The sequence below is a fragment of the Emticicia agri genome (assembly GCF_004168285.1).
Lineage (GTDB): Bacteria > Bacteroidota > Bacteroidia > Cytophagales > Spirosomataceae > Emticicia > Emticicia agri.
In genome coordinates this window covers 1-22569 of the sequence record NZ_SEWF01000033.1, presented here as the reverse complement: position 1 = coordinate 22569, position 22569 = coordinate 1, and the positions used below count along the sequence as shown (strand labels likewise).

General features: G+C 38.5%; 17 protein-coding genes. 8 read left to right on the top strand and 9 right to left on the bottom strand.

The window, feature by feature from the left end:
* Nucleotides 1–21 precede the first annotated feature (21 nt).
* The 3 genes from EWM59_RS19135 to secDF all read left to right on the top strand — a co-directional run bounded on the left by EWM59_RS19135 (nt 22) and on the right by secDF (nt 5509).
* Nucleotides 22–1707: a carboxylesterase family protein gene (locus tag EWM59_RS19135; RefSeq protein ID WP_130022864.1), complete on the top strand. Its 1686-nt coding sequence runs from the start codon at nt 22–24 to the stop codon at nt 1705–1707.
* A gap of 375 nt (nt 1708–2082) precedes the next feature.
* Nucleotides 2083–2409 carry a hypothetical protein gene (locus EWM59_RS19130; protein ID WP_130022863.1) on the top strand — a complete coding sequence of 109 codons (327 nt, stop codon included), beginning with the start codon at nt 2083–2085 and terminating at the stop codon, nt 2407–2409.
* Between the two features lie 100 nt (nt 2410–2509).
* The gene (gene secDF / locus EWM59_RS19125; RefSeq protein ID WP_130022862.1) at nt 2510–5509 is read left to right on the top strand and encodes a protein translocase subunit SecDF; all 3000 of its coding nucleotides are present in this window, start codon (nt 2510–2512) and stop codon (nt 5507–5509) included.
* A 78-nt stretch (nt 5510–5587) separates the two neighbouring features.
* Here secDF and EWM59_RS19120 read toward each other — a convergent pair whose 3' ends face one another.
* Nucleotides 5588–6472: a MerR family transcriptional regulator gene (locus EWM59_RS19120; protein ID WP_130022861.1), complete on the bottom strand. Its 885-nt coding sequence runs from the start codon at nt 6470–6472 to the stop codon at nt 5588–5590.
* A gap of 435 nt (nt 6473–6907) precedes the next feature.
* Between EWM59_RS19120 and prfB the strand changes: the two genes are divergently transcribed.
* Nucleotides 6908–7982 (top strand): peptide chain release factor 2 gene (prfB, locus tag EWM59_RS19115; protein WP_130022860.1). Its coding sequence is split into 2 segments (ribosomal slippage): nt 6908–6967 and nt 6969–7982, totalling 1074 coding nucleotides; the frame shifts between segments, so codons are not numbered across the junction.
* Nucleotides 7983–8063: 81 nt separating this feature from the next.
* Here prfB and lgt read toward each other — a convergent pair.
* Entirely contained in the window at nt 8064–8960 is an 897-nt protein-coding gene (gene lgt, locus EWM59_RS19110) for a prolipoprotein diacylglyceryl transferase (protein WP_207220024.1), read from the bottom strand.
* Nucleotides 8961–9260: 300 nt separating this feature from the next.
* Here lgt and argC point away from each other — a divergent pair, with 300 nt between their 5' ends.
* The gene (gene argC, locus EWM59_RS19105) at nt 9261–10229 is read left to right on the top strand and encodes an N-acetyl-gamma-glutamyl-phosphate reductase (RefSeq protein ID WP_130022859.1); all 969 of its coding nucleotides are present in this window, start codon (nt 9261–9263) and stop codon (nt 10227–10229) included.
* A 30-nt stretch (nt 10230–10259) separates the two neighbouring features.
* Here argC and EWM59_RS19100 read toward each other — a convergent pair whose 3' ends face one another.
* Genes EWM59_RS19100 through EWM59_RS19085 form a run of 4 tightly spaced genes read right to left on the bottom strand, consistent with a single transcriptional unit; the run spans nt 10260 to nt 12116 of the window.
* A complete protein-coding gene (locus EWM59_RS19100) occupies nt 10260–10589 on the bottom strand; it encodes a hypothetical protein (RefSeq protein ID WP_130022858.1) in 330 nt (109 codons plus the stop codon).
* 9 nt (nt 10590–10598) lie between these two features.
* Nucleotides 10599–11120, bottom strand: coding sequence for a KdsC family phosphatase (locus tag EWM59_RS19095; RefSeq protein ID WP_130022857.1), 522 nt, complete (start codon nt 11118–11120; stop codon nt 10599–10601).
* 18 nt (nt 11121–11138) lie between these two features.
* Entirely contained in the window at nt 11139–11642 is a 504-nt protein-coding gene (locus EWM59_RS19090) for an outer membrane beta-barrel protein (RefSeq protein ID WP_130022856.1), read from the bottom strand.
* A 6-nt stretch (nt 11643–11648) separates the two neighbouring features.
* On the bottom strand, nt 11649–12116 hold the full coding sequence (locus EWM59_RS19085; protein ID WP_130022855.1) for a dCTP deaminase/dUTPase family protein: 468 nt from the start codon (nt 12114–12116) through the stop codon (nt 11649–11651).
* Between the two features lie 69 nt (nt 12117–12185).
* On the opposite strand from EWM59_RS19085, the gene pbpC reads away from it, so the two are divergent.
* Entirely contained in the window at nt 12186–14510 is a 2325-nt protein-coding gene (pbpC, locus tag EWM59_RS19080; RefSeq protein WP_130022854.1) for a penicillin-binding protein 1C, read from the top strand.
* Nucleotides 14511–14567: 57 nt separating this feature from the next.
* Here pbpC and ahcY read toward each other — a convergent pair whose 3' ends face one another.
* The gene (ahcY, locus tag EWM59_RS19075; RefSeq protein WP_130022853.1) at nt 14568–15884 is read right to left on the bottom strand and encodes an adenosylhomocysteinase; all 1317 of its coding nucleotides are present in this window, start codon (nt 15882–15884) and stop codon (nt 14568–14570) included.
* A gap of 267 nt (nt 15885–16151) precedes the next feature.
* Complete coding sequence (locus EWM59_RS19070) at nt 16152–16811, bottom strand: hypothetical protein (RefSeq protein ID WP_130022852.1); 660 nt, start codon at nt 16809–16811, stop codon at nt 16152–16154.
* Between the two features lie 319 nt (nt 16812–17130).
* Here EWM59_RS19070 and EWM59_RS19065 point away from each other — a divergent pair, with 319 nt between their 5' ends.
* Both EWM59_RS19065 and EWM59_RS19060 read left to right on the top strand, forming a co-directional pair.
* On the top strand, nt 17131–18888 hold the full coding sequence (locus EWM59_RS19065) for an SMP-30/gluconolactonase/LRE family protein (RefSeq protein WP_130022851.1): 1758 nt from the start codon (nt 17131–17133) through the stop codon (nt 18886–18888).
* A 351-nt stretch (nt 18889–19239) separates the two neighbouring features.
* The gene (locus EWM59_RS19060) at nt 19240–21942 is read left to right on the top strand and encodes a 3-coathanger stack domain-containing protein (RefSeq protein WP_130022850.1); all 2703 of its coding nucleotides are present in this window, start codon (nt 19240–19242) and stop codon (nt 21940–21942) included.
* Nucleotides 21943–22280: 338 nt separating this feature from the next.
* On the opposite strand, the gene EWM59_RS19055 is transcribed toward EWM59_RS19060, so the two are convergent.
* Nucleotides 22281–22569 (bottom strand): transposase (locus tag EWM59_RS19055; protein WP_130020817.1); only part of this gene is annotated, 289 nt, incomplete at its 5' end.

The following is a 22569-nucleotide window of genomic DNA, read 5'->3' as shown; positions in this document are numbered from 1 at the left end:
TTACTATTTAACCTTATTAAGATGATAAAAACCTTAACTTACAGAACAATCCTCCTCGGGGTTGTTCTTTTCTCATTCAATCTGGTATCTTTCGGGCAGAAGCTCTCTTCTGGCCCACAGGTATTGACTTTTCACTCGGATACTGACGATACCGAACAACCTTATGGCTTATATCTGCCAAAAAATTATAACCCAAAGAAAAAATACCCACTTGTAGTGATGCTGCATGGAGCAGGGTCAAACCATCGTCTGGCATTACGTCGGGTTTTTGGTAAGAGTAACGCCGAAGGAGAGTCAGATGTAGAAGCAAGTCGCTATTTTCCTGAATGGAAAGATGTTGACTATATTGTGGTAAGCTCTTTTGCCCGTGGAACAATGGGGTATCAGGGTGTAGTAGAGAAAGACGTAATGGATATGGTAGCTGATGCCAAGAAACGTTTCAATATTGATGAAAACCGTACTTACCTGACGGGCTTATCAATGGGTGGCGGCGGAACCATGTGGATTGGGTTAAGTTACCCTGATATGTGGGCAGCTATTGCACCTGTTTGTCCGGCCCCTCCGGGCGGAACACTTGAGAAAGTACCCAATGCCGCTAATTTTCCGGTTTATTTCTTTCAGGGAGATGCCGACCCGGCTGTAAAAGTAGATTCTACCCGCAAATGGGTACAACGTTTTAAAGATGCAGGAGCGCAGGTAGAATATACGGAATATCCCGGCGTAAAACATGACAGCTGGGTAAATGCCTATAAGGACGAATTTATTTTCGATTGGTTTGCCAAACATAAACGTAATCCTCATCCTGCGCGAGTGCGTTTTGCTACCAGTCAGTATAAACACAATAAGGCTTACTGGGTAACATTTGACGAATTTACACCAGGAAAAACTGCCTGGATTGATGCGAATTTCACAGCCAAAAACCATATTGAAATCAGCACAAAGGGCTTAAAGACCTTTACACTTAATCTGACAGACCACCCAAGTTTTAAAGCTAAATCTCCGTTAGAGTTAGTCATTAATGGTCAAACCATTCGGGCAGAGGCAGGAGTTTTATTAACCCTGACCCAAAGTGGCGATGTATGGGCAGTAAATGCACTTAATACGTTAGCATCAGCTAAAAAGGCAGGCGCAGAAGGCCCGATGTCTGAAGCCATAGCGAGCCGCCATATATATGTATATGGTACAGGTGGTAGCCCATCGGCAGATGAATTAGCCAGAAGACGTGCTGAAGCGCAAAAAGCGATGGAGTGGTCGGTATATAGAGGTGATTTTATAGGCAGAGTCATGGTTTTCCCTCGTTTACTGAGTGATAAAGAAGTTCGTCCAAGTGATATTGAAAGTTCTAACCTTATTTTATTTGGCACCAAAGAAACCAATAGCCTTATTGAAAAATATAGTGATAAACTTCCTGTCTCATTAAAAGCATCGGCTGAGGGCTATGGTTTGGCGTATGTGTTTCCGATAGGCAATCGTTATGTATTAGTTAATTCAGGCTTGCCCTGGTGGGCACTCTCGGATAATCCGAATGCGCCTACTCGTCAGAACACACCTGCTCCTATGAATGTATTAGGTAGATTTCAGGATTTTGTACTTTTTAAAGGGACTATCAATAACGTAGTTTCAGGCGGAAGATTCAATAATGACTGGACATTGCCAGGTGCAGAAGCAGATAAAATGAAAGCATCAGGCGCAGTAGTTTTTAAATGAAATGTTAATTGAATAAAATCATATACAAGGGTATCATATATGGTTTCTACTGGACTGAAAATTTTTTATTTGAATATCCCGTAGGGATGCTATATCGGCGGCCGCCGCGCGGTAGAAAAATTAAATACCTCAAGATGCCAGTATCCTGTAGAGATAGTATATTTTTTATTTCATTCAAAGGGTTAAAATACTGGGTTACTTATGCAATATACGTGCTTTGTTCTGGTTATAATTTTCCGGAACAAAGCACGTTTTAGTTTAAATAGCTGAAATTTTGGCATCAGATTTGACTTATTTCCGGAAATTCTTGTAGCTTTGCAACCCTAAATGAGAAAAAACGCTTACATATCACGTTCTTTCGGACTCCTCATGTTTATGATGGTGGTTCTGACGAGTGTGTTGGGTAAACAAATTTACCACGCACATTCAAACGAAGCTCCGGTTGCAACAGAGAAAGTAAAAGCTAAAAAGGCCGGGAAAGAAGAGCAGTCTAAAGAACAGACTGTGGTGAGTGAAGTGTCTCTGGAGGTAGTAGTGCCAAGTCATGCGTTCGATTTTGGTCATTGTGCTATTATTTTACCTCTTCCGCAAGTTATTTATGTAATGGTTGAAACATCTGTTAAAACCTTTACAAAACCGCTTTATAGGCTATCATATTTCGAAAAATTGTACGAGCATCATATTGCTCCCAACGCCCCGTAATTTTCTGACCCTGTAAAGGGTATCTCCTTCTTTTTATTCATGAGTCCTTCATGAAGTATTTACTCAATTCAATTTTATTTTTTTTAAAACATTCCCTATAATGAACAACAGAGGTGGAATTATAGCACTTTTAGTGGCCTTTTTGTCGCTTAGTGTTTACTTTTTATTACGTACCTGGAAAGCAAACGACATCAGAAAAGATGCTGAGGCATTTGCAACAGATGCTAAAACAGGTAAAATAGATTATGCCAAAAAACAAAGATATCTTGACTCTTTGTGGAAACAACCTGTATTTTTAGGTACAACAACCGAAGACCTTACCAAACAGGAATTAGGCTTGGGTCTTGACTTACAAGGTGGTATGAGTGTGATTCTTGAAGTATCTCCTGCCGAAATCGTTCGTTCTTTGGCCGGAAGCTCAAGAGACCCTAAAGTAGCTACTGCCATTGCCAATGCGCAAAAAAGAGCAGTTACAAGCAATTCAAATTTTGTTGATTTGTTTGCTGAAGAATTTAAGAAATTAGCTTCTGATGTAAAATTAGCCAGCGTTTTCTCTAATAGTTCTAACCGTGGTACTTTAAGTCTGGAGTCTTCAGACTCTCAGGTAGTAAGTTATATCAAAAAAGAGGTAGATGGTGCTTTCGACCGTGCTTTCAGAATTATTCAGACCCGTGTTGATAAATTCGGGGTAGCTAACCCTAACTTGCAAAGATTATCCGGTACTAACCGTATTCAGGTAGAGTTACCGGGCGTAGATAACCCTGACCGTGTAAGAAAACTATTATCAGGTGCAGCCAAATTGGAGTTCTGTGAAGTATACACGATGCAGGAAATTGCGCCATCATTCGATGGTTTAGCAGGTATCTTGTTACAAATGGATATTGATGCTAAAAGCAAAACAACCGCAGGGGTTAAAAAAGATACAACAGCTACGGCAGCGGCAAGCACAGATACCTCTAAAAACAGCCTGAGTGCGCAGTTGGCAGGTGGCGGTGCTAAAGGAGATTCTACTAAAAAAGATTCGGCTTCGCTGGCACAACGTCAGAACAATGCTTTCAGTAACCTTTTCATTCCAACAGGTTATGGTGTAGCAGTTCGTACAAAAGATATAACCCGTGTACAAGAAGTAATGAACCGTTCAGATGTTCGTGCTTTGTTCCCCGCTAATTCAAGCTATGTGTTCGACATTAAACCACGTCCGAACGGCACAAACGTGAACGAAGAAATCGTGGATATGTATTTTGTAAAAGATTTAGGTAAAGCTCCTCTGGAAGGTGATGTGGTAACGAACGCTAATCAGGATTATGACGAGCGTGGAAAACCAGCCGTAGAAATGCAGATGAATGCCGAAGGTGCAAGAAAATGGAAAGCCCTGACAGGTGCTAACATCGGCCGCCCGATTGCTATTATTCTTGATAACTACGTGTACTCGGCACCAAACGTAAATGGTGAGATTGCTGGTGGTCGCTCAAGTATTGCAGGTAACTTTACAATAGAAGAAGCACAGGATTTAGCCAACGTATTGAAGGCCGGTAAACTACCTGCCCCAACCAATATTATCTCTGAAGACGTAGTAGGGGCAACCGTAGGTTCAGAAGCTGCGCAGGCGGGTATTATTTCATCATTGGTAGGTTTGTTGATAGTATTAGGGTTTGTATTGATTTACTACAATAAAGCGGGTGTAATTGCCGACATTGCCCTTATTGTCAACCTATTCCTGTTATTAGGGGTTATGGCGTCTTTTGGTGCTACATTAACACTTCCGGGTATTGCAGGTATGGTATTATCGGTAGGGGTGTCTGTCGATGCTAACGTACTAATCTATGAGCGTATCAAAGAAGAGCTGGCATTGGGTAAACCTTTTAAAGAAGCTGTAAGAGATGGTTTCAAAAATGCGATGTCGTCTATTATTGACTCAAACGTAACTACCTTGATTACTGGGGTTGTCTTATTTGCTTTCGGTACTGGTCTGATTCTTGGTTTCGCAACTACGCTTTTGATTGGTATTTTTACCTCATTGTTCTCGGCTATTTTCGTTTCAAGATTATTGTTCGAATATTATATCAGCAAAGGCAAAACCGTTTCATTTGTTACCAAATGGTCAGAGAAACTATTTAAAGATTCAAAATTCGATTTCGTTTCGAAACGTAAACTTTACTATACTATTTCAAGTGCCATTATCATTGCAGGAGTTATATCTATTGCGATAAAAGGCTTTGGTTTAGGGGTTGACTTCTTAGGTGGACGTACTTACATTGCCAAGTTTGAGAAATCAGTTAATACAGAAGAAATTGAAAATGCTTTGAAGCCAACTTTCGAAGGTCAGGCAATAGAGGTAAAAACTTTTGGTGGTTTCGATCAGGTGAAAATCACTACTCCTTATAAAATCGAAAATACCAACACAGAGGTTGAGCAAGAATTACAAGCCAATGTAAACAAGGCACTGACTAATGTTAATGGTAATTCAGGTAAAGTGGTAAGTTCGTCTAAAGTAGGGCCAACTATTGCCAACGATGCCATCTGGGGTGCTGTAAAGGCGGTATTGCTATCAATTGTATTGGTATTTGCCTATATCTATATTCGGTTCCGTAAGCTCGCTTTTGGTTATGGGGCATTGGTAGCTTTGTCTCACGACGTATTGATTATCCTTGGAGTATTCTCTATCCTGCGTGGTTTCTTACCATTCTCTTTAGATGTTGATCAGGCTTTTGTAGGTGCGGTATTGACTATTATGGGCTATTCGATGAACGATACGGTCGTTGTATTTGACCGTGTGCGTGAGTACCTGGCTGAAAAACGTGGGGTAAAGGAAGATATTCCAACGGTTATTAACAATGCCTTGAACAGTACGCTGAGTAGAACAGCTGTAACAGGTTTCTCCACCCTATTGGTACTTTTGGTATTATTGATTTTTGGTGGTGAGACCATCCGTGGTTTCGTATTCGCTATGTTTATCGGGGTAATTGTAGGTACTTACTCATCGTTATTCGTAGCAACACCTATCGTAGTTGACGGTATGCAACGTGATATGAAGAAAGAAGAAGAAAAACTGGCAGCTGCTCCGGTAGTAGTTGAAACCAAAAAAACTAAAAAGTCTTAATAAAGCGTTTTTTATAAATATAAAGCCCTGACTTGCAAAGGTCGGGGCTTTGTATTTATAAGAGAGTTTATGAAAAACTCATCCATTATTTTCAGCAATCTCTATCAGTTGGTTAATCTGTGTGATAATCTTGGTATCCGGTCTGGTTTCTATCCCTTGCCCGATTACCTGATAGCCCGTCAAAAGAAGCTGAATATCAGGGAATCTTTTTTCCAGTTTACTAACGTACTTCTGTACTTCGTCCTGCGCAGGGGTAGAAGTAATAGCAGTAAAGATATAATCAGGTTTATGGAGGTCACATACAAAAGCTAATTCATCAAAAGGCAAAGTCTGACCCAAATAGAATACTTTATTGTGCCTTGCTCTTAAAATATAGTTGGCAAATAATAAAGAAAGTTCATGCAACTCGCCTTCCGGCAGGTACAAAACAAACTTCTTGGAGTTAGGATTCGGTCTTATAACTTGCCCGTCAATAGCTACAATTAATTTCTGACGAATCAGGTTCGATATAAAATGTTCCTGTGCAGGGCCAATAGAACCTGTTACCCATAAAATACCTATTCGGCTCAAAAACGGATAAATGATATTTATCATCATATTTTCGAACCCGAATTTCAGGATATTAGTAGCCACGATTTTCTCAAACTTCTCTTCGTCGAGGTCAATCATGGCAATACTCAACGCATGAATCTGGTCATGATAGGAATGTCTTTTTTCAGAAATACTGATTACTTCCTTTGATAATTTTTCGGCAGAGAGTTTGGCTATATCAGAAATTTTGTATTCGTGCTCTTTCAGCAAAGCAATATTCAATACCAGTTTTAAGTCCTGGTCGTCATAAATACGTATATTAGTATCTGTTCTCTTAGGCGTAATAATATTATAACGTTGCTCCCATATTCTGAGGGTGTGTGCCTTAATACCGGATAGATGCTCCAAATCTCGAATCGAGTAGTTGCTCATTATTTTATGCAGGGTTTTTCTATTGAAAGGAAGCGTATAAAAAAGGTAACGCTTTTATATACCTTGAATACACCATTTACTAAAGAGTCTGTTTAAAATTATGATTAAATAACCAAAATTCAGGGTTTTTGATTAAATCAGGAAAAAGTTCAGTGTCCAATTTAAATGGTTTAGTAGAACTATTTAAGAAATTTTCTCTGAAATATAATCGAATAGTACCAGATAACCTTCATCATTTTTCAGGCAAAAGAAAGAAGTTAAACAGGCCCAAAGTATTTATATAACAACTAAGAGCGAAAGTTGTTTAAAAAATCAGCATTTAGGTTTAATGTTTAAACGTTATCAAATAAAATGAATAAATTTAACTAATTTTGCACCCTGATTTTGAATGGGGCGATAGTCCCGTTGATTGATAAATAATTTTAAAACAATACTATGACTACCGAACAATTGAAGGAGTTAAAAGCCAGAGTAGCGGCTTTAAGGGGGTATCTTTGACTACGATAGCAAGAAAGAACAATTAGATGACCTCGAAAACCAGACGGCTCAACCGGAGTTCTGGACGAATGCCGAAAAGGCTGAAAGCGTAATGAAACAGGTACGTGCCCTGAAAGGCTGGACAACCGGTTACGAAAAGGCAGAAAGTGCGATAGGAGACCTAGAAACTTTGTTTGAGTTCTATACGGCAGGAGAGGCTACTGAAGAAGAAGTAGATGAAGAAGGCGTGAAATTTAACGAAATACTGGAAGAATTGGAATTGAAAAAAATGCTTTCAAACGAGGAAGACCAGTTTAGCGCAGTATTAGAGATAAATGCCGGAGCAGGTGGAACAGAAAGCCAGGACTGGACGAGTATGCTCATGCGTATGTATATGATGTGGGCCAATAAGAAAGGCTATAAAGTATCTGAATTAGATTATCAGGACGGCGATACCGCAGGGGTAAAATCGGTTTCTTTACAGATTGAAGGCCCGATGGCTTATGGTTTCTTAAAGTCTGAAAACGGTGTGCACCGTTTGGTGAGGGTCTCTCCTTTTGACTCCAACGCCCGTCGGCATACCTCATTTGCATCGGTGTATGCGTATCCTTTGGTTGATGATTCGATTGAGATAGAAATAAAAGATGCTGATATTGAAATCCAGACCTCACGTTCTGGTGGGGCAGGTGGACAGAATGTAAACAAGGTAGAAACCAAAGTACAGTTGACCCACAAGCCTACGGGTATTATGATTACCTGCCAGATTGAGCGTAGCCAGCACGCTAACCGTGAACATGCCATGCAGATGCTGAAATCGAAATTGTATCAGATAGAGGTTGAAAAACGCAATGCGGCCAAAGCAGAAACCGAAGCAGGCAAGATGAAAATTGAGTGGGGTTCACAGATTCGTAGTTATGTATTAGACGACCGTCGGGTAAAAGACCATCGCACCAATATTCAGACTTCAAATACCGAAGCCGTTTTAAATGGTGAAATTGATGATTTTATCAAAGGTTATTTAATGGCAAACTGATAGAGATATTTGTAATCAAAAAACCATCGGTGCCTGAGCGAAGCGGACGTCGCACGGTCGAAGGCCCGATGGTTTTTTATTTTATTTAGATTTAACTGCTTTGCCTGTGTCAAAAGTATGGGTTGAGTAATACTCAGCATCTTTTTTGCCTTTGGTAAAGGCATAATAAAGAATCCCGATTCCCAAAAGAACAGCCGGAATACTCAGGATTTGCCCCATGTTATAAGTCATACTGTTTTCAAATTCTTCCTGATTCTCTTTCAGAAATTCATAGAAGAAACGCAAGGTAAATACCCAGATAAGGAATATACCTAACAATAGCCCATGAGGCATTTTTTCTTTCATACGGTTCCACAGATAAAATAATAGCCCACAAAGAATCAGACACGAAAGGGCTTCATATAATTGGGCAGGGTGCCTTGTAAATGCTTCAGGAGTCATTTTTAAAGAGCCATCGGTATTCATGCTGAAAGTGTTGAAACGAAAAGCCCAGGGTACATTACTTTGTTTTCCTAAAATCTCGTGATTCATCAGGTTTCCTAAACGGATAAATGCACCACCTAAAGCTACTGTGATTACCACTCTATCGGTAACCCATAAAAACGGCTGGTCTTTATGCCTGCGGCCATATAAAAATAAAGCCGTAAGGATACCAATGGTAGCTCCATGACTGGCAAGCCCATTATAAGGCGGCACAATCATATCTATCAGAAATTTACCCGGATTTTGAAGGAAACTATCAAATTCGTAGAAGAAATAATGACCAAAACGAGCGCCGATAACGGTAGCGATAATCATCACAAAGAGCAGCGCATCAAGGTCTTTTTCAGGTTTATGTTCTTTCTTGAAAATGTGAGACATAATCTGGTAGCCAATCAGGAAGCCCGAAGCAAATAATAATCCGTACCAGCGCAGTTCAAATCCACCGAGTTTTGCAATAATGGGATTGACATTCCAGGGAATTTCTAAAAATATCATGTTGTAGGTGTTTGATTTTTTCTCAAAATTATAAGTTTTATCCGATACATAGATGAAGAAACTATTTAGTTAATCTTATTTTGTTCAAAATAATTCTTTTCCGCAAAAAATTTAACTTAAACGGTTTCTAAAATTCGTAAATTGCGGCAGAAACTTCTACAAACTATCTGTTGTTATACTACATAACCCATTAATCGGGCAAAATACTCTGGTACTAACAATATTTTAATAAAAACATTACTCTATTGGCAATCAGCTATCAGTCAAAAGACTGGTAAGGCTTTAAATTTTTACTCGTTTATGAAAATAAATATCGGCATCATCGGAGGGGCAGGCTATACAGGCGGAGAATTATTAAGAATTTTGTTAAATCATCCCAATGCAAACATCGTTTTTGTCAATTCTAAAAGCCAGGCAGGCAAACCAGTTTATGCTACGCACGGCGATTTATTGGGTGAAACAGATTTGAGATTTGCCGATGAACAGGATTTCAGCAAAGCAGATGTACTGTTTCTTTGTTCTGGACATAATGAATCGAAGAAATTTTTAGCCGAAAACGCTATTCCTGAAAGCATAAAAATTGTCGACCTCAGCACTGATTTCCGTGATGAAAGCCAGGGTTTCACTTATGGTTTACCGGAACTACAAAGAGAAAAAATCAAAATCGCATCTAAAATCGCTAACCCGGGTTGTTTTGCTACAAGTATTGAGCTAGCAGTATTACCTTTAGCCAAGGCTGGGTTTATAAAAGAAGATATACACGTAAGTGCCATTACTGGTAGCACAGGCGCAGGGCAATCATTATCAGCCACTACGCATTTTAGCTGGAGAAACAATAATATCTCCATCTACAAAGCATTTACTCATCAGCACCTGAAAGAAATTACCCAGAGTATCAAATCTCTACAGTCAGATTTCGGAAAAGCCATTAATTTTATTCCTTATCGTGGAAACTTTACGAGAGGAATTATGGCAAATCTTTATACAAAATTTGATGGCACCATAGAAGAGGCACAGGAATTATACAAAAACTATTATGCAACTCATCCTTTCACGCATATCAGCGATGAAGCAGAAATAGATTTAAAACAGGTAGTAAATACCAACAAGTGTATTCTTCACCTTGAAAAACACGGTGATAATCTATTAATAAGCAGTGTCATTGATAACCTCACCAAAGGTGCATCAGGACAGGCAGTACAGAATATGAATCTGATTTTTGGATTGGAAGAGACTGCGGGATTGAAATTGAAGCCGGGTGGGTTTTAAATAGATTCTTCTAGCTTTTCTTTCTATAAATTACTCTTTAGATGGATAATCATGTGAAAGCCATTCGATTGCTCCTTGAATAAAAGGAGCAATTTTTAAATGAGGGAAACGTTTATCCAATTCTTCTAATGTAACTATTAGTCTATCACTTTGAAGTTTTCCAGAAATCTCGGGAAATTGCCCACATAAATGACTGATGATATTCTCGTTACGAATCTCCTTAAAAAACCGGATAGTTTCTTCTTCATCACGACCTAATATTTCTATTAATTGGTCCCAATATTCATAGACTTTCAGGTCATTCAGGTGAAGGCTTTCAATTTTTGCTATAATTGGTTCTATTTCTTCTATAATTTTCACATTTAAATCTTAAAATATCTTCATCCATTTCCCTTGCTCTTTCATTACCATTTCTATCACCTCTCTTACTGCCCCCTTTCCTCCATCTTTTTCAGTACGGTATAAAGCTACTCCCTGAATTTCATCTACAGCATCAGCAGGGCATACCGAAAGCACATTTCTATGTTTCATTATCTCCCAATCGGGCAAATCGTCTCCCATATACACTGTTTGTTCGGCTGTTAGATTGTTGTCAATTAAATACTGGTCGAAAACAGATAGTTTCTGGTCGGTTTTTACGCCCAAGAAAATATCTTTTACCCCCAAAGGTGAAAGCCTTTCTCTCACACTCTCTTCTTTCCCTCCCGAAATAATAGCGATGTTATAGCCTGACCTTACGGCTTTTCCCATTGCATAACCGTCTTTTACATTAAATGTGCGGGCTAACTCTCCACCTCTCAAGGCAATTACGGTAGAATCGGTTAATACGCCATCTATATCAAAAATAAAAGTAGTGATTTTACGAAGTTTAGCTTTTAACTTTAGGTTCATGAATAGTATAAGTGTTAGTTATTTAGGAGTAAATGTTTTGGTGATGCCTAAACCAATGTTTAATTTATAAGAGCCTATCCGGTAGTTACCGATTTCAGAAAAGACCATCCAGTTTCGGGTAACTTTTACTCTGCATCCGGCATAATACCGGAGTTGCCACTCTCCGCCATGGCGTTTCCATGTATCCAGAATTTGTAAATAGCCGTATTGGATACCTGCGCCGATATAAGGCCTGAAATGCTCTTTTCTGGTTAAATACAAAGTGTTTCTGACACCCAAAGAAAACTCTTTCTGGTTATTGATTTTAATAGCATTATAGTTTAATCCGACTCCTACGCCGTACATTCTATTAAAAAATGCAGGTAAATACTCATAACTTAATGGAACAATAAGACTTCGGTCGTTATGATTGAATAAATACTTAGAATGGACACTTAAATTGATATAATGCTGCGCATACTTGTTATCGGTCTGTGAAAACGCTTGCAATGATACTAAAATAAAAAATAATATCTTTCTCATAACCGATTATTTAGCAGATTCAGCATCGTTTTCATCGAACCTGAATGTATGATTGTAGTAGGAAATTCTTCCCTTATCCTGAGTCCGAACATAAGATTGATTGTTGAAAAGCCCTCTTGTGCTGTAACAAGGCATAGGCCATCGGTTTGTATGGGGATAGCATACGTCAATCCATTTTTTACCGTTTTGTAGTATAATAACAATAGAGTCTGCCCGAAAAGAAGAAACACCAATGGGAACAGAAGTAAATTCTCCTGTTGTAACGAAACCATCAATAAAAACTCTTCTGTTAGGATTTACAATAAATTCATGCTTTAATTCTTTGTTCAGAAAAGCTTTAAACTGAAATCGTTCGTCGGTTATATTCTCAATAAAATATTGTTGATAGTAGAGTTCGTTACCTTTTAAGCAGGCATTACATACCAGAATAAGAAAAAGGAGAAAAACTTTGTTATTGCCACAGGCTTTTTTCATTATAAAAACTAATTTGCTGTAAAAATCGGACTTAAAATTATTTATTCGCATTACTCATCAAGATTATTTATGCTTAAGAAGCGTTTCATTAGGTTTATCAGAAGTCTTTGGGGGAAAACAGTAATAGTTTCTTTCGTGATTTTTATAAGTCTATTGATTATATTTCCGATTAACACTTCCGTAAAATACTCCACTCTCATTACCTCCTCTGACGGCACGTTGCTACACGCTTTTCTGAGTCCCGATGATAAATGGCGGATGTACGTAGAGTTAAAAGAAATTACACCCACGCTTCGTAAAGCTATTATTGCCAAAGAAGATAAGTACTTCTATTATCATTTTGGGGTAAATCCCGTTGCCATTGTCAGAGCCTTATATAATAATGTTACCAAAGGCAGACGTACCTCCGGTGCGAGTACTATTACCATGCAGGTAGTAAGATTGCTCTATCCCAATAAAAGAACCTACTGGAACAAGATTTCAGAGATTGGCAGAGCTGTACAATTAGAGATATTCTACTCGAAAGAGGAGATTCTGCAAATGTATTTGAATCTGGTGCCATACGGCTCTAATATTGAGGGTATCAAGTCGGCTTCTTATCTGTATTTTCAGAAATCGCCTGATAGACTGAGTCTGGCAGAAGTAACAACATTGGCAATTATTCCTAACCGTCCGACAAGCTTGCAATTAGGTACTAAAAACCCCCTGATTGTACGAGAGCGGAATAAATGGTTGGAGCGATTCAGAAATGAAAAAGCCTTTGAAAATCAGGCGATTAATGACGCAATCAAAGAGCCTCTAAGCGTAAGCCGACATGAAGCCCCTAAAATGGTACCACATCTGGCATTAAGGCTAAAAAAGCAATACCCCTACGAGCCTACTATCCGAACCTATATTAAGCAACCTGTGCAAGCTAAAGTAGAGCAGATTGTCGGGAATTATGCCAATCGGGTTCGGGCCATGAATATCCATAATGCCGCAGTGCTGATTATCAACAACGAAACCATGCAGGTAGAAAGCTACGTAGGTTCGGCAGATTTTAATAATAAGACTGATGGAGGACAAGTAGATGGGATACAAGCCATTCGTTCGCCGGGAAGCGCATTGAAGCCTGTATTGTATGCGACAGCTTTTGATAAAGGCATTATTACTCCCAAAAACATCATTAATGATGTGCCTACTAATTTCAGCGGTTTTGAGCCTGAAAACTTTGACAAGAAATTTAACGGTAAAGTAACTGTGGAATTTGCTCTGGCCAATTCGCTGAATGTTCCTGCTGTAAAAGTGGTAAAAGACTTAGGAAAGAAAGAACTAATAGAAGTATTGAAAAAAGCTAATTTTCAGACAGTAAAGAAACAGGAAAAGGATTTAGGTTTATCAATAGTGCTTGGTGGCTGTGGCGTAACTTTAGAAGAAATGACACAATTGTATGCAGTATTTGCCAATCAGGGAAAATGGGAGAGATTTAAACTCAAAAAGGAAGAGAAAGAAAATAGAAGTGCGTCGCTGCTCATATCACCGGAATCCTGTTTTCTGACTACGCAGATTTTATCCCAGATTAAACGACCTGATTTGCCTAATAATTTTGACTATACCTATCGGTTACCCAAAATTGCGTGGAAAACAGGAACATCTTTTGGTAAACGTGATGCGTGGAGCATTGGGTATAATAAAAAATATACGATTGGCGTTTGGGTAGGAAATTTTTCGGGCGAAGGTGTTCCCGAACTAAGTGGTGCTGAAATAGCTACACCACTATTGTTCCAGCTATTTAACAGCATTGACTATAATTCAAATAATGAATGGTTTCAGCAACCTAAAAATGTAGTCTCCCGTCAGGTCTGTGCCGAATCAGGCGATTTGCCGAACGATTATTGTAGCAATAAAATTCTTGATTATTCTATCCGCAATGTATCGCATACACATAAGTGTAGCCATATCAAGCAATTCTTCGTCAATTATGCCGAGAGTATCAGCTATTGTACACAGTGTTTACCTATTGATGGCAACTATAAGGAAAAAAGCTATATAAATTATGCACCGGAACTCATTAGCTTTTATGAGTTAAAGCATATTCTCTATGAGCGGATTCCGCCGCATAATCCTGCTTGTACAAGAGTTTTTGGTACTACTACTAATGCGCCTTTGATTACAAACCCTAATGACGGCAGTGAGTATTATATCAATGCCAAAGACCCGCAACAAATGCAACTGGCTTGTCAGGCGGCTAACGACGTAAAGGAGGTATATTGGTATTTGAACGATAGATTACTCAAAAAAGCAAAAGCCAATCAGCCTGTCTTTTTTGTGCCAACAGCAGGAAAGTTGAGGATTTCATGTACTGATGATAAAGGTAGAAGTAGTACGATTTCGGTGACTATTAAGCCTGAGTAAAACAAAAGAGAGGAACTCTTGCGAATTCCTCTCTCTGCGTTGAAAATCTCAACAATATTAATAACGATACATTTCTGATTTGAACGGGCCTTCTGTTGATACGCCAATGTAAGCGGCCTGGTCAGCATTCAAGGTATCTAATTTAGCACCTACGTGAGATAAATGGAAGGCAGCTACTTTCTCGTCTAATTGCTTAGGCAATACATATACTTTCTTCTCGTATTTATCACTATTCGTCCACAATTCGATTTGTGCCAATGTCTGGTTTGAGAACGAACATGACATGACGAAAGATGGGTGACCCATTGCACAACCCAAGTTTACTAAACGACCTTCGGCAAGAATAATGATTTCTTTGCCATCTATTTCGTACATATCTACCTGTGGTTTGATAGTAGTTTTAGCGTGTCCATAGTTGTTGTTTAACCAGGCCATGTCAATTTCGTTATCGAAGTGACCGATGTTACACACAACCGCTTTATCACGCATGGCTTTGAAGTGACGGTCACGGATAATGTCGATGTTTCCGGTAGCTGTTACAAAGATATTTGCACGGGTAGCGGCTTCGTCCATAGTTACTACTTCATAACCGTCCATTGCAGCCTGTAATGCACATATCGGATCGATTTCAGTTACCAATACTCTACAACCTGCGCCACGTAATGAATCTGCCGAACCTTTACCTACATCGCCATAGCCAGCAACTACCGCTACTTTACCTGCCAACATCAAATCAGTTGCACGACGGATTGCATCAACCAATGACTCACGACAACCATATTTATTATCGAATTTCGATTTTGTTACAGAGTCGTTTACGTTAATAGCCGGTAAGTGTAATGTACCGTTTCTCTGACGTTCGTACAGACGGTGAACACCTGTAGTTGTTTCTTCTGATAAGCCTTTAATATTACCAATTAACTCAGGATATTTGTCAAACACCATATTTGTTAAATCACCACCATCATCAAGAATCATGTTTAATGGTTGTTGTCCTTCACCAAAAAACAAAGTTTGCTCAATACACCAGTCAAACTCTTCTGCTGTTTGACCTTTCCAGGCATATACCTGAATACCGGCAGCAGCAATAGCAGCCGCAGCGTGGTCTTGTGTTGAGAAGATATTACATGACGACCAAGTAACTTCAGCACCTAACTCTACCAATGTTTCAATCAGAACCGCAGTCTGGATAGTCATGTGTAAACAACCTGCTACACGTGCACCTGCTAATGGTTTTGATGGACCATATTCTTTACGGATAGACATCAAACCCGGCATTTCTGCTTCAGCTAATTTGATTTCTTTACGACCCCAATCGGCAAGGGCTATGTCTTTTACTTTGTAAGGAATGTAATTTTTTGTTACTGTTGACATTATCTTTTAAGTTAATTTATCCTTAATAAATTATTAATTTAGTTGGTTTTTCTAAATTTTATACAAAATTAAGATAAATTGTTGTGAATATAAATTTTATTTGGATAATTTTATTTAGTGTATATAATAGCCGGAAGATTTTTATTGAAACGGGCAGGAAACGCTGTATCAAGGCTCTTAATGATAATACATTAAACCTGTTAGTCATGAGAATAGCAGGGTAGAATTGATTTCACTACCCTGCTATGAGTATTTTTTGAGTTTTAATTAATTGTTTTTCAGGCGCATCTTCCCGTCGGTCAGAATAATCTCGTCTTTTTTGTCTTGTTTCTTGTAGCCGTTTCCTTCAGGGTCAATGTTGGAATCAAATCCGGTAGCCTGGGTGATTACTTTACTTTCCATTTTATCTCTGATACGCCCTAAACCTCCGAATACCGTAGCTGATGTTTTTTCTTTCCAGTAAGTACCAGTCAGTTTGCTGCTAAAGGTAATATCAATAAATCCATCACCATTGTTTTTTACTTCAAGTGTTTCATCATTATTCTGCGACTCGCCCATATGGTATTCCATGCGAGGTTCTTTAATTTCTTCTACGTATCTGATAGCCGCAATACCTTTATATTTACCTAAATCCTGTGCCTTTTTAATATTTTCTTTGGTATCAGGGTTGTCGGCATTCACAATCAGATAAGTGCCTGACTCAACTGCGGAGCGACCGTAAAAATCACCTAACCAGATTCTGAGCATTCTATCGGGTTTATTAGCATTACCTGTAAAGTACCCGTAGTTGCCAATTTTAATCTGACGAGGCTGTGTTTTATATTCAGTACCATTAACCATAACACTCATGGTATTCTCATTTGATGTCTGAGCAAAACTATTGGCAACAACAAAAAGCAGAATAATGCAGGCATAAGAGGTTTTCATGTCTTTATTGATTAAGTTTATTAGATAATAATGGGTAACTATACCCTGAAAAATCATACTAATAACGCTATCCTTTATAGAGTCTCTAAATTTTTACCGAACATTAGCCTCTAAAATTTACTGAAAGGTCGGAAGTATTTATTTTCGGTTAAAGCACATGTAATATTTATCATGTTTGGTTTAACCATGTGCAGGTTTGAATCAATAATTGGAAAAGCTTAAGAATAAAAATCAGCCCTTAAGATTAAAGAGCAAAGATTTATCTGTTGATTTCACTATATTTGGTTATCTATTTCACCTATTTGTCTAAGCCTTATCTATGAAAAAATTACGCTTTGCTCTACTTGCGCTCTGGCAGTTAAATGCTTTTGCCCAGACACCTGAAGAAAAATATACAGAAGACCCTGCTTCAATAGAACAGGCAGGCGTGCCTAAAGGAGAAGTATTAAAATTTGAATTTGCCGATTCAAAAATTTTTCCCGGCACTTGGCGTGAATATTGGGTGTATATTCCGGCACAATATACGCCTGATAAACCTGCTTGTGTGTATGTCAATCAGGATGGTATCCAATGGAAAGCACCAACGGTATTTGACAATCTGATTCATAAAAAAGAAATGCCTGTAACCATAGGCGTTTTTGTGATGCACGGACGAGTAAAAGCCGCTAATGGTGAAACGGCCCTTGACCGCTTTAACCGTAGCTATGAATATGACGGTTTGGGAGATAATTATGCAAGATTTATTTTAGATGAAATTCTGCCCGAAGTAGAAAAGAAGAAAACAAGTGATGGCCGTGCCATTCGTTTATCTAAAAGCGGAAACGACAGGGCTATTGGTGGGGCAAGTAGCGGAGCTGTTTGTGCTTTTACAGCCGCATGGGAGCGCCCTGATGCCTTTTCAAGAGTTTTTAGTGCCATTGGTACGTATGTCGGTTTAAGAGGAGCCAATGAGTATCCTACACTTATCCGTAAATATGAACCTAAACCTATTCGTGTGTATTTGCAGGATGGCACAAATGATTTGAATATCTATGCAGGGGATTGGTGGAAATCAAACGAGTTGATGGAAAGAGCCTTAATTTTTTCGGGGTATGAAGTTAACCATGTATGGGGAGAGGGAGGACACAACGGTAAACATGGAACAGCCGTTTTCCCCGACGCTATGCGATGGCTTTGGAAAGATTATCCGAAACCTGTAACAGCAGGCAAAACAAAGAACCCGTTTTTAAGTGATATTCTGCTTGATAACGAAAGGTGGGAGTTAGTAGGTGAAGGTTACACTTTTACAGAGGGTACGGCGGCTAATGCCGCAGGAGAAGTCTTTTATCAGGATATTCCAAACTCAAAAACCTATAAAGTAGATTTGGATGGCAAATTAACTACACTTGATATAGATGCCAAGAAATCAAGTGGTACGGCTTTCAGCCCGGATGGTAAACGCTATGTAGTAGCCGGAGGGGCAAAGCAAATAATCAGTTATGATTCAACAGGCAAAGAAACCGTAGTAGCCGATAATCAGACAGGTAATGATATTGTAGTAGCTAAAAACGGGAATATCTATTTTACAGCTCCGAACGGTGTAAGTAATCCAAGTAAATTGTATCTGATTAGACCAAATGGTGAAAAGGTAGAAATAGACGAAGGATTAAAGTTTGCCAATGGTTTAACGCTTTCGCCCGACCAGACGCAATTGTATGTAACCGAATCGGCCTCTCACTGGGTTTGGGTGTATCAGATTCAGGCAGATGGCAAATTATCACATAAACAAAAGTATGGCTGGCTACATGTAAGAGATACTGATGAAAACGCATGGTCAGACGGATTAAAATGCGATAGAGACGGACGGATATATGTTACTACTTTAAGTGGGATTCAGGTACTTGACCAGACCGGACGAGTAAATGCAATTATACCAGTACCTAAAACCAGAGGGCAGGTGTCAAACCTATGTTTTGGTGGACCCAATTTTGATGTAATGTATATTACCTGTGTAGATAAAGTGTATCGCCGGAAAGTGAAAGTAAAAGGAGCCAATACTTTTGATACACCGAATAAACCCGCAGCGCCTCGGCTTTAACCAAGTGTGCCATGCTTATACTCGTCCGAGAAAGAGCCTGACGAGTATAGGCGTGCCACACTGTTATGATCAAATAATAGTTAAATTAAAGCTTTGAAAACTATACTCTGCTCTGGATTACTATCATAGGCTGCATCAAACTTAATCCTAGATTCTGCAGGCAAATAATCAGCGGGCTTAGGTGGTATTTTTTTAATAAGAATGTCTTCTTCTATATCATTGTTATTATTGATTATTTTTATTAGCATTGCGTATAAAAAGTAAAGTATATTTCATATATCAGCCATTTAGAAGAAAGTCCATTTAATTATTTGTGGCTATTGTAAGGACGCTTATCAATCTATCTCTTGTATGCTCTCTCATCGTACTATCGCTCTTGCTTTAATACTCGTAATATGTTTTGACTGTTTTTCACAGAATATCCGAAACAATATCATTATAGATGCTAATACTAATCCGGCAAGTGCCAATATATTAGACATGATGGATTTTAATGGTAAAACCTATCTGCTTATTGCTGATGTTACAGAAGAGGTGCCAGTAGAATACAGAAGTTATAAAAAGCTACAACTGGCCACTATCGACCATACTACCAATCAGTTTACCATCATCAAAGAAGAAAGGATTACGCTTCCTGATCAGACTATAGAAGGGAAATTCTATCCGACTAATAGTAATTATTTTTATTTTACCACACGCAACTATTTCATCACTGACGTGTGGTATAGCGACGGCACAAATGCAAATACCCAGAAGAAAACAAGCTTTGAACCGGTGGCAGGGATAGTAGGTGTATTAAAAAACAATTGTTACTTTTTCAAAAGAGTTGATGACGAATTAAATTTTGAAATACGAAAGATAACAGCTAATAGCACACCCGTAGTAGTAGCGACGGAGCAATATATCAATGAGACATTTGCTTATGCAGGTAAAGATAAAATATACTTTGCTACTTATACCTTTGATGGCGATACGGATTTAACAATAAAATCACTGGACACCGACGGTAATATTGTGGCTTGTCATACGTTCCCCGAGAGCTCTATCTATGCAATTGGCGAAGTAAATAGTAAATTTATCTATGCAGGAAGGGGGATATTTGCAACTGATGGCACAGCTGTCGGTACAACCTCTCTTTATTCTTCTCCGGCTACTGTTTGTTGTCAGTTAACAGCCCATCTGGTAAAAAGCAAATTGTTTTTTACGGCTTATGGAAAATTTTTCGTAACAGATGGCACGGCGGCCAATACGCAAAATAGCGCCAATGGTGCTGAGGAGATACTAACATTAAGTTCTGGTGACGATGCCTTTTATACCAAAGGTAAATACAGCTCTTATCCCCAATTATGGAAAACCAATGGCACAACTCATATCAAACTGCATGATTCGTTGTCTGTAAAAAATTTTGCGGTTTCACCGGATAGCAATACCGTGTATTTTGCCAGTAACACAGAGAAAATATGGCAATACAATAAAAATACCTTGGCTTTTACTAAACTCAATGTAGATTTTTTTGCCATTAACCGACTGAAATTTATCGGGAATGATTTATTTGTGCATGGAGAATTAAAAAATTCGACTGAGGCTACGCAATTGTATATCTATAAAAACAATGCATTTTCGGTTTATAAATATCTCAATACTAATACACAGGGTGATAATATTGGCTTAATAAAAGTGGTGGATAAATACCTGTTTTATGGATTATCAAGACGTTTGGGCGGTGCAAGTCTTGCTGTAACGCAGGGTGTACCCGAAAATACCACTATTATACCCGTTAATCTGTCAGCCGGTGTTAGTGGCGATTATATCATGAAAAACGATAGCGTTTTCTATAATTTCAATAACCGGGAAATTGGAGAAATAAATATAAAAGCAAGAACCTATACTACTAAAACCCCATATATAAGTAACTTTTCTGCCTGGGAAACAGTCAAAATAAATCAGCATCTGGTGTCGATTTATCAGGATGAATTAGTTGAATATAAGCCGATTAGCAATTCCTTAACTGTCATAAAGAGCTTCCCTGAATATACTGATATTGATTATTATGCACACATAGTTTATCAAGATAGACTATATTTCTTTGCAGAGTCGCCCAATGCCTTTGAACTATGGATAAGTGATGGGACAAGTATTGGCACCAGATTAGTGAAAACTTTTACCAAAACTGAATATGGTTTCAATGACGTCTTAAAATTTTATATAGTAAATAATAAGCTTGTTTTTCATATAATACTTGACACAATATATTCACTATGGAAAACCGATGGAACCGATGCCGGTACTTTGCTGATTGCGGAGTTGCCCTCAGACCCTGATATGTATTATAAAAATTCTCCGATGGGAATGATTTCTGACGGGAAAAACCTATATTTTTCTATCTATAAGGTAATCAATGAGACATCAGATGTTGGCTTGTACCGAACTAACAATGCCCTGACCGGAATAGATTATCTGGCATCTGCTCCTAACATTAATCCGGCCGAGAATTTTTGTAGCTGTGCAAATAGTATTTATTTCTTTACTATCTATCCTACACAACTCTGGAAATATGATGTAGCTACTTCAACTTTAACAAAAGCAGCCGATTTTCCAGAACAGGGATATTATCAAAATCCTGTTTGTTTAGGAAATACACTCTGGATTCCAATGGTAGAATCAATGCCGGATGCCAGATACTTTATTCATGTATTAAATTTAGAGACCGGACACAGTAAACGTATCAGCCAACCTAAATTAATAGCGCATTCGCCTCCTCCACGTGCTCATGAAAATAGTATCATACCCTTTCATAATTCAGTAGTTTACCGAAGAGATGATTATAAATACGGCGAGGAAATGTTTATTGCTGGGCTATGTGAAGATACCAATATCCGCAACAATGTTTCACTGACAGGCTCTTATTATCATACTGATGCCGTAACAAGCAGAGAAAAAGTCGTAATACCTACAGCTATTAGTCTGTTTTCGGCAAAGAATATTACCTTACTCCCAGGCTTTGAAGCAAAAAACGGTTCCTCTTTTTATGCCAATATCAAGCAGTGTAAATGAGGTCTGGACTTCAAATATTAAATCCAATGAGGCTGTCTTCTATGTTGAAAAACAAGCTTCGAGTTGATTTTTTTTGGTTTATTTAAATAATAGGCAATAGTTGTTATTGTTCTGTTGGAATGTGGGTAAGCTGCAAGCTTATCCATATTTCAACAGAACTTTTTTTAACTATAAACCAATCTTCTATGAGTGAACATCTCCAATGGAGAGTCACAAGTTAGCTATTATGTTATATAGGTGTGGGACGCAAACTCAAAATAGTGAACACTCTTTATTAGAGGTCACAGACGGCCTCAAGCGTTACCCCACCTGATAATGGTTTAATAGATATATGTTCTCTACAGACCCTGATTGATTCGATAGGGTTCTTTATTCTTTAGTACAAATCGAATTCTGTTCAGTAATTTTCTGGCTACCTTGACGATAGCTTTATTAGGTTCCATCTTTTTGATGGCAGCCTTATAAGCCAATAACAAGGAGGCATCATATCTGATACACATCCAACTGACCTCCACAAGGATATATTTCAAATATACATTCCCTCTTTTAGTAATTCTTCCCACTCTTTTGGTTTCTCCACTGTCATGACTATTAGGAATCAGTCCTACATAAGCTGACAGTTCTTTT

Coding starts and splice junctions, on each gene's coding strand:
- EWM59_RS19135 (WP_130022864.1), top strand. CDS start 22: ATGATAAAAACCTTAACTTACAGAACAATCCTCCTCGGGGTTGTTCTT.
- EWM59_RS19130 (WP_130022863.1), top strand. CDS start 2,083: ATGATGGTGGTTCTGACGAGTGTGTTGGGTAAACAAATTTACCACGCA.
- secDF (WP_130022862.1), top strand. CDS start 2,510: ATGAACAACAGAGGTGGAATTATAGCACTTTTAGTGGCCTTTTTGTCG.
- EWM59_RS19120 (WP_130022861.1), bottom strand. CDS start 6,472: ATGAGCAACTACTCGATTCGAGATTTGGAGCATCTATCCGGTATTAAG.
- lgt (WP_207220024.1), bottom strand. CDS start 8,960: ATGATATTTTTAGAAATTCCCTGGAATGTCAATCCCATTATTGCAAAA.
- argC (WP_130022859.1), top strand. CDS start 9,261: ATGAAAATAAATATCGGCATCATCGGAGGGGCAGGCTATACAGGCGGA.
- EWM59_RS19095 (WP_130022857.1), bottom strand. CDS start 11,120: ATGAACCTAAAGTTAAAAGCTAAACTTCGTAAAATCACTACTTTTATT.
- EWM59_RS19090 (WP_130022856.1), bottom strand. CDS start 11,642: ATGAGAAAGATATTATTTTTTATTTTAGTATCATTGCAAGCGTTTTCA.
- EWM59_RS19085 (WP_130022855.1), bottom strand. CDS start 12,116: ATGAAAAAAGCCTGTGGCAATAACAAAGTTTTTCTCCTTTTTCTTATT.
- pbpC (WP_130022854.1), top strand. CDS start 12,186: ATGCTTAAGAAGCGTTTCATTAGGTTTATCAGAAGTCTTTGGGGGAAA.
- ahcY (WP_130022853.1), bottom strand. CDS start 15,884: ATGTCAACAGTAACAAAAAATTACATTCCTTACAAAGTAAAAGACATA.
- EWM59_RS19070 (WP_130022852.1), bottom strand. CDS start 16,811: ATGAAAACCTCTTATGCCTGCATTATTCTGCTTTTTGTTGTTGCCAAT.
- EWM59_RS19065 (WP_130022851.1), top strand. CDS start 17,131: ATGAAAAAATTACGCTTTGCTCTACTTGCGCTCTGGCAGTTAAATGCT.
- EWM59_RS19060 (WP_130022850.1), top strand. CDS start 19,240: ATGCTCTCTCATCGTACTATCGCTCTTGCTTTAATACTCGTAATATGT.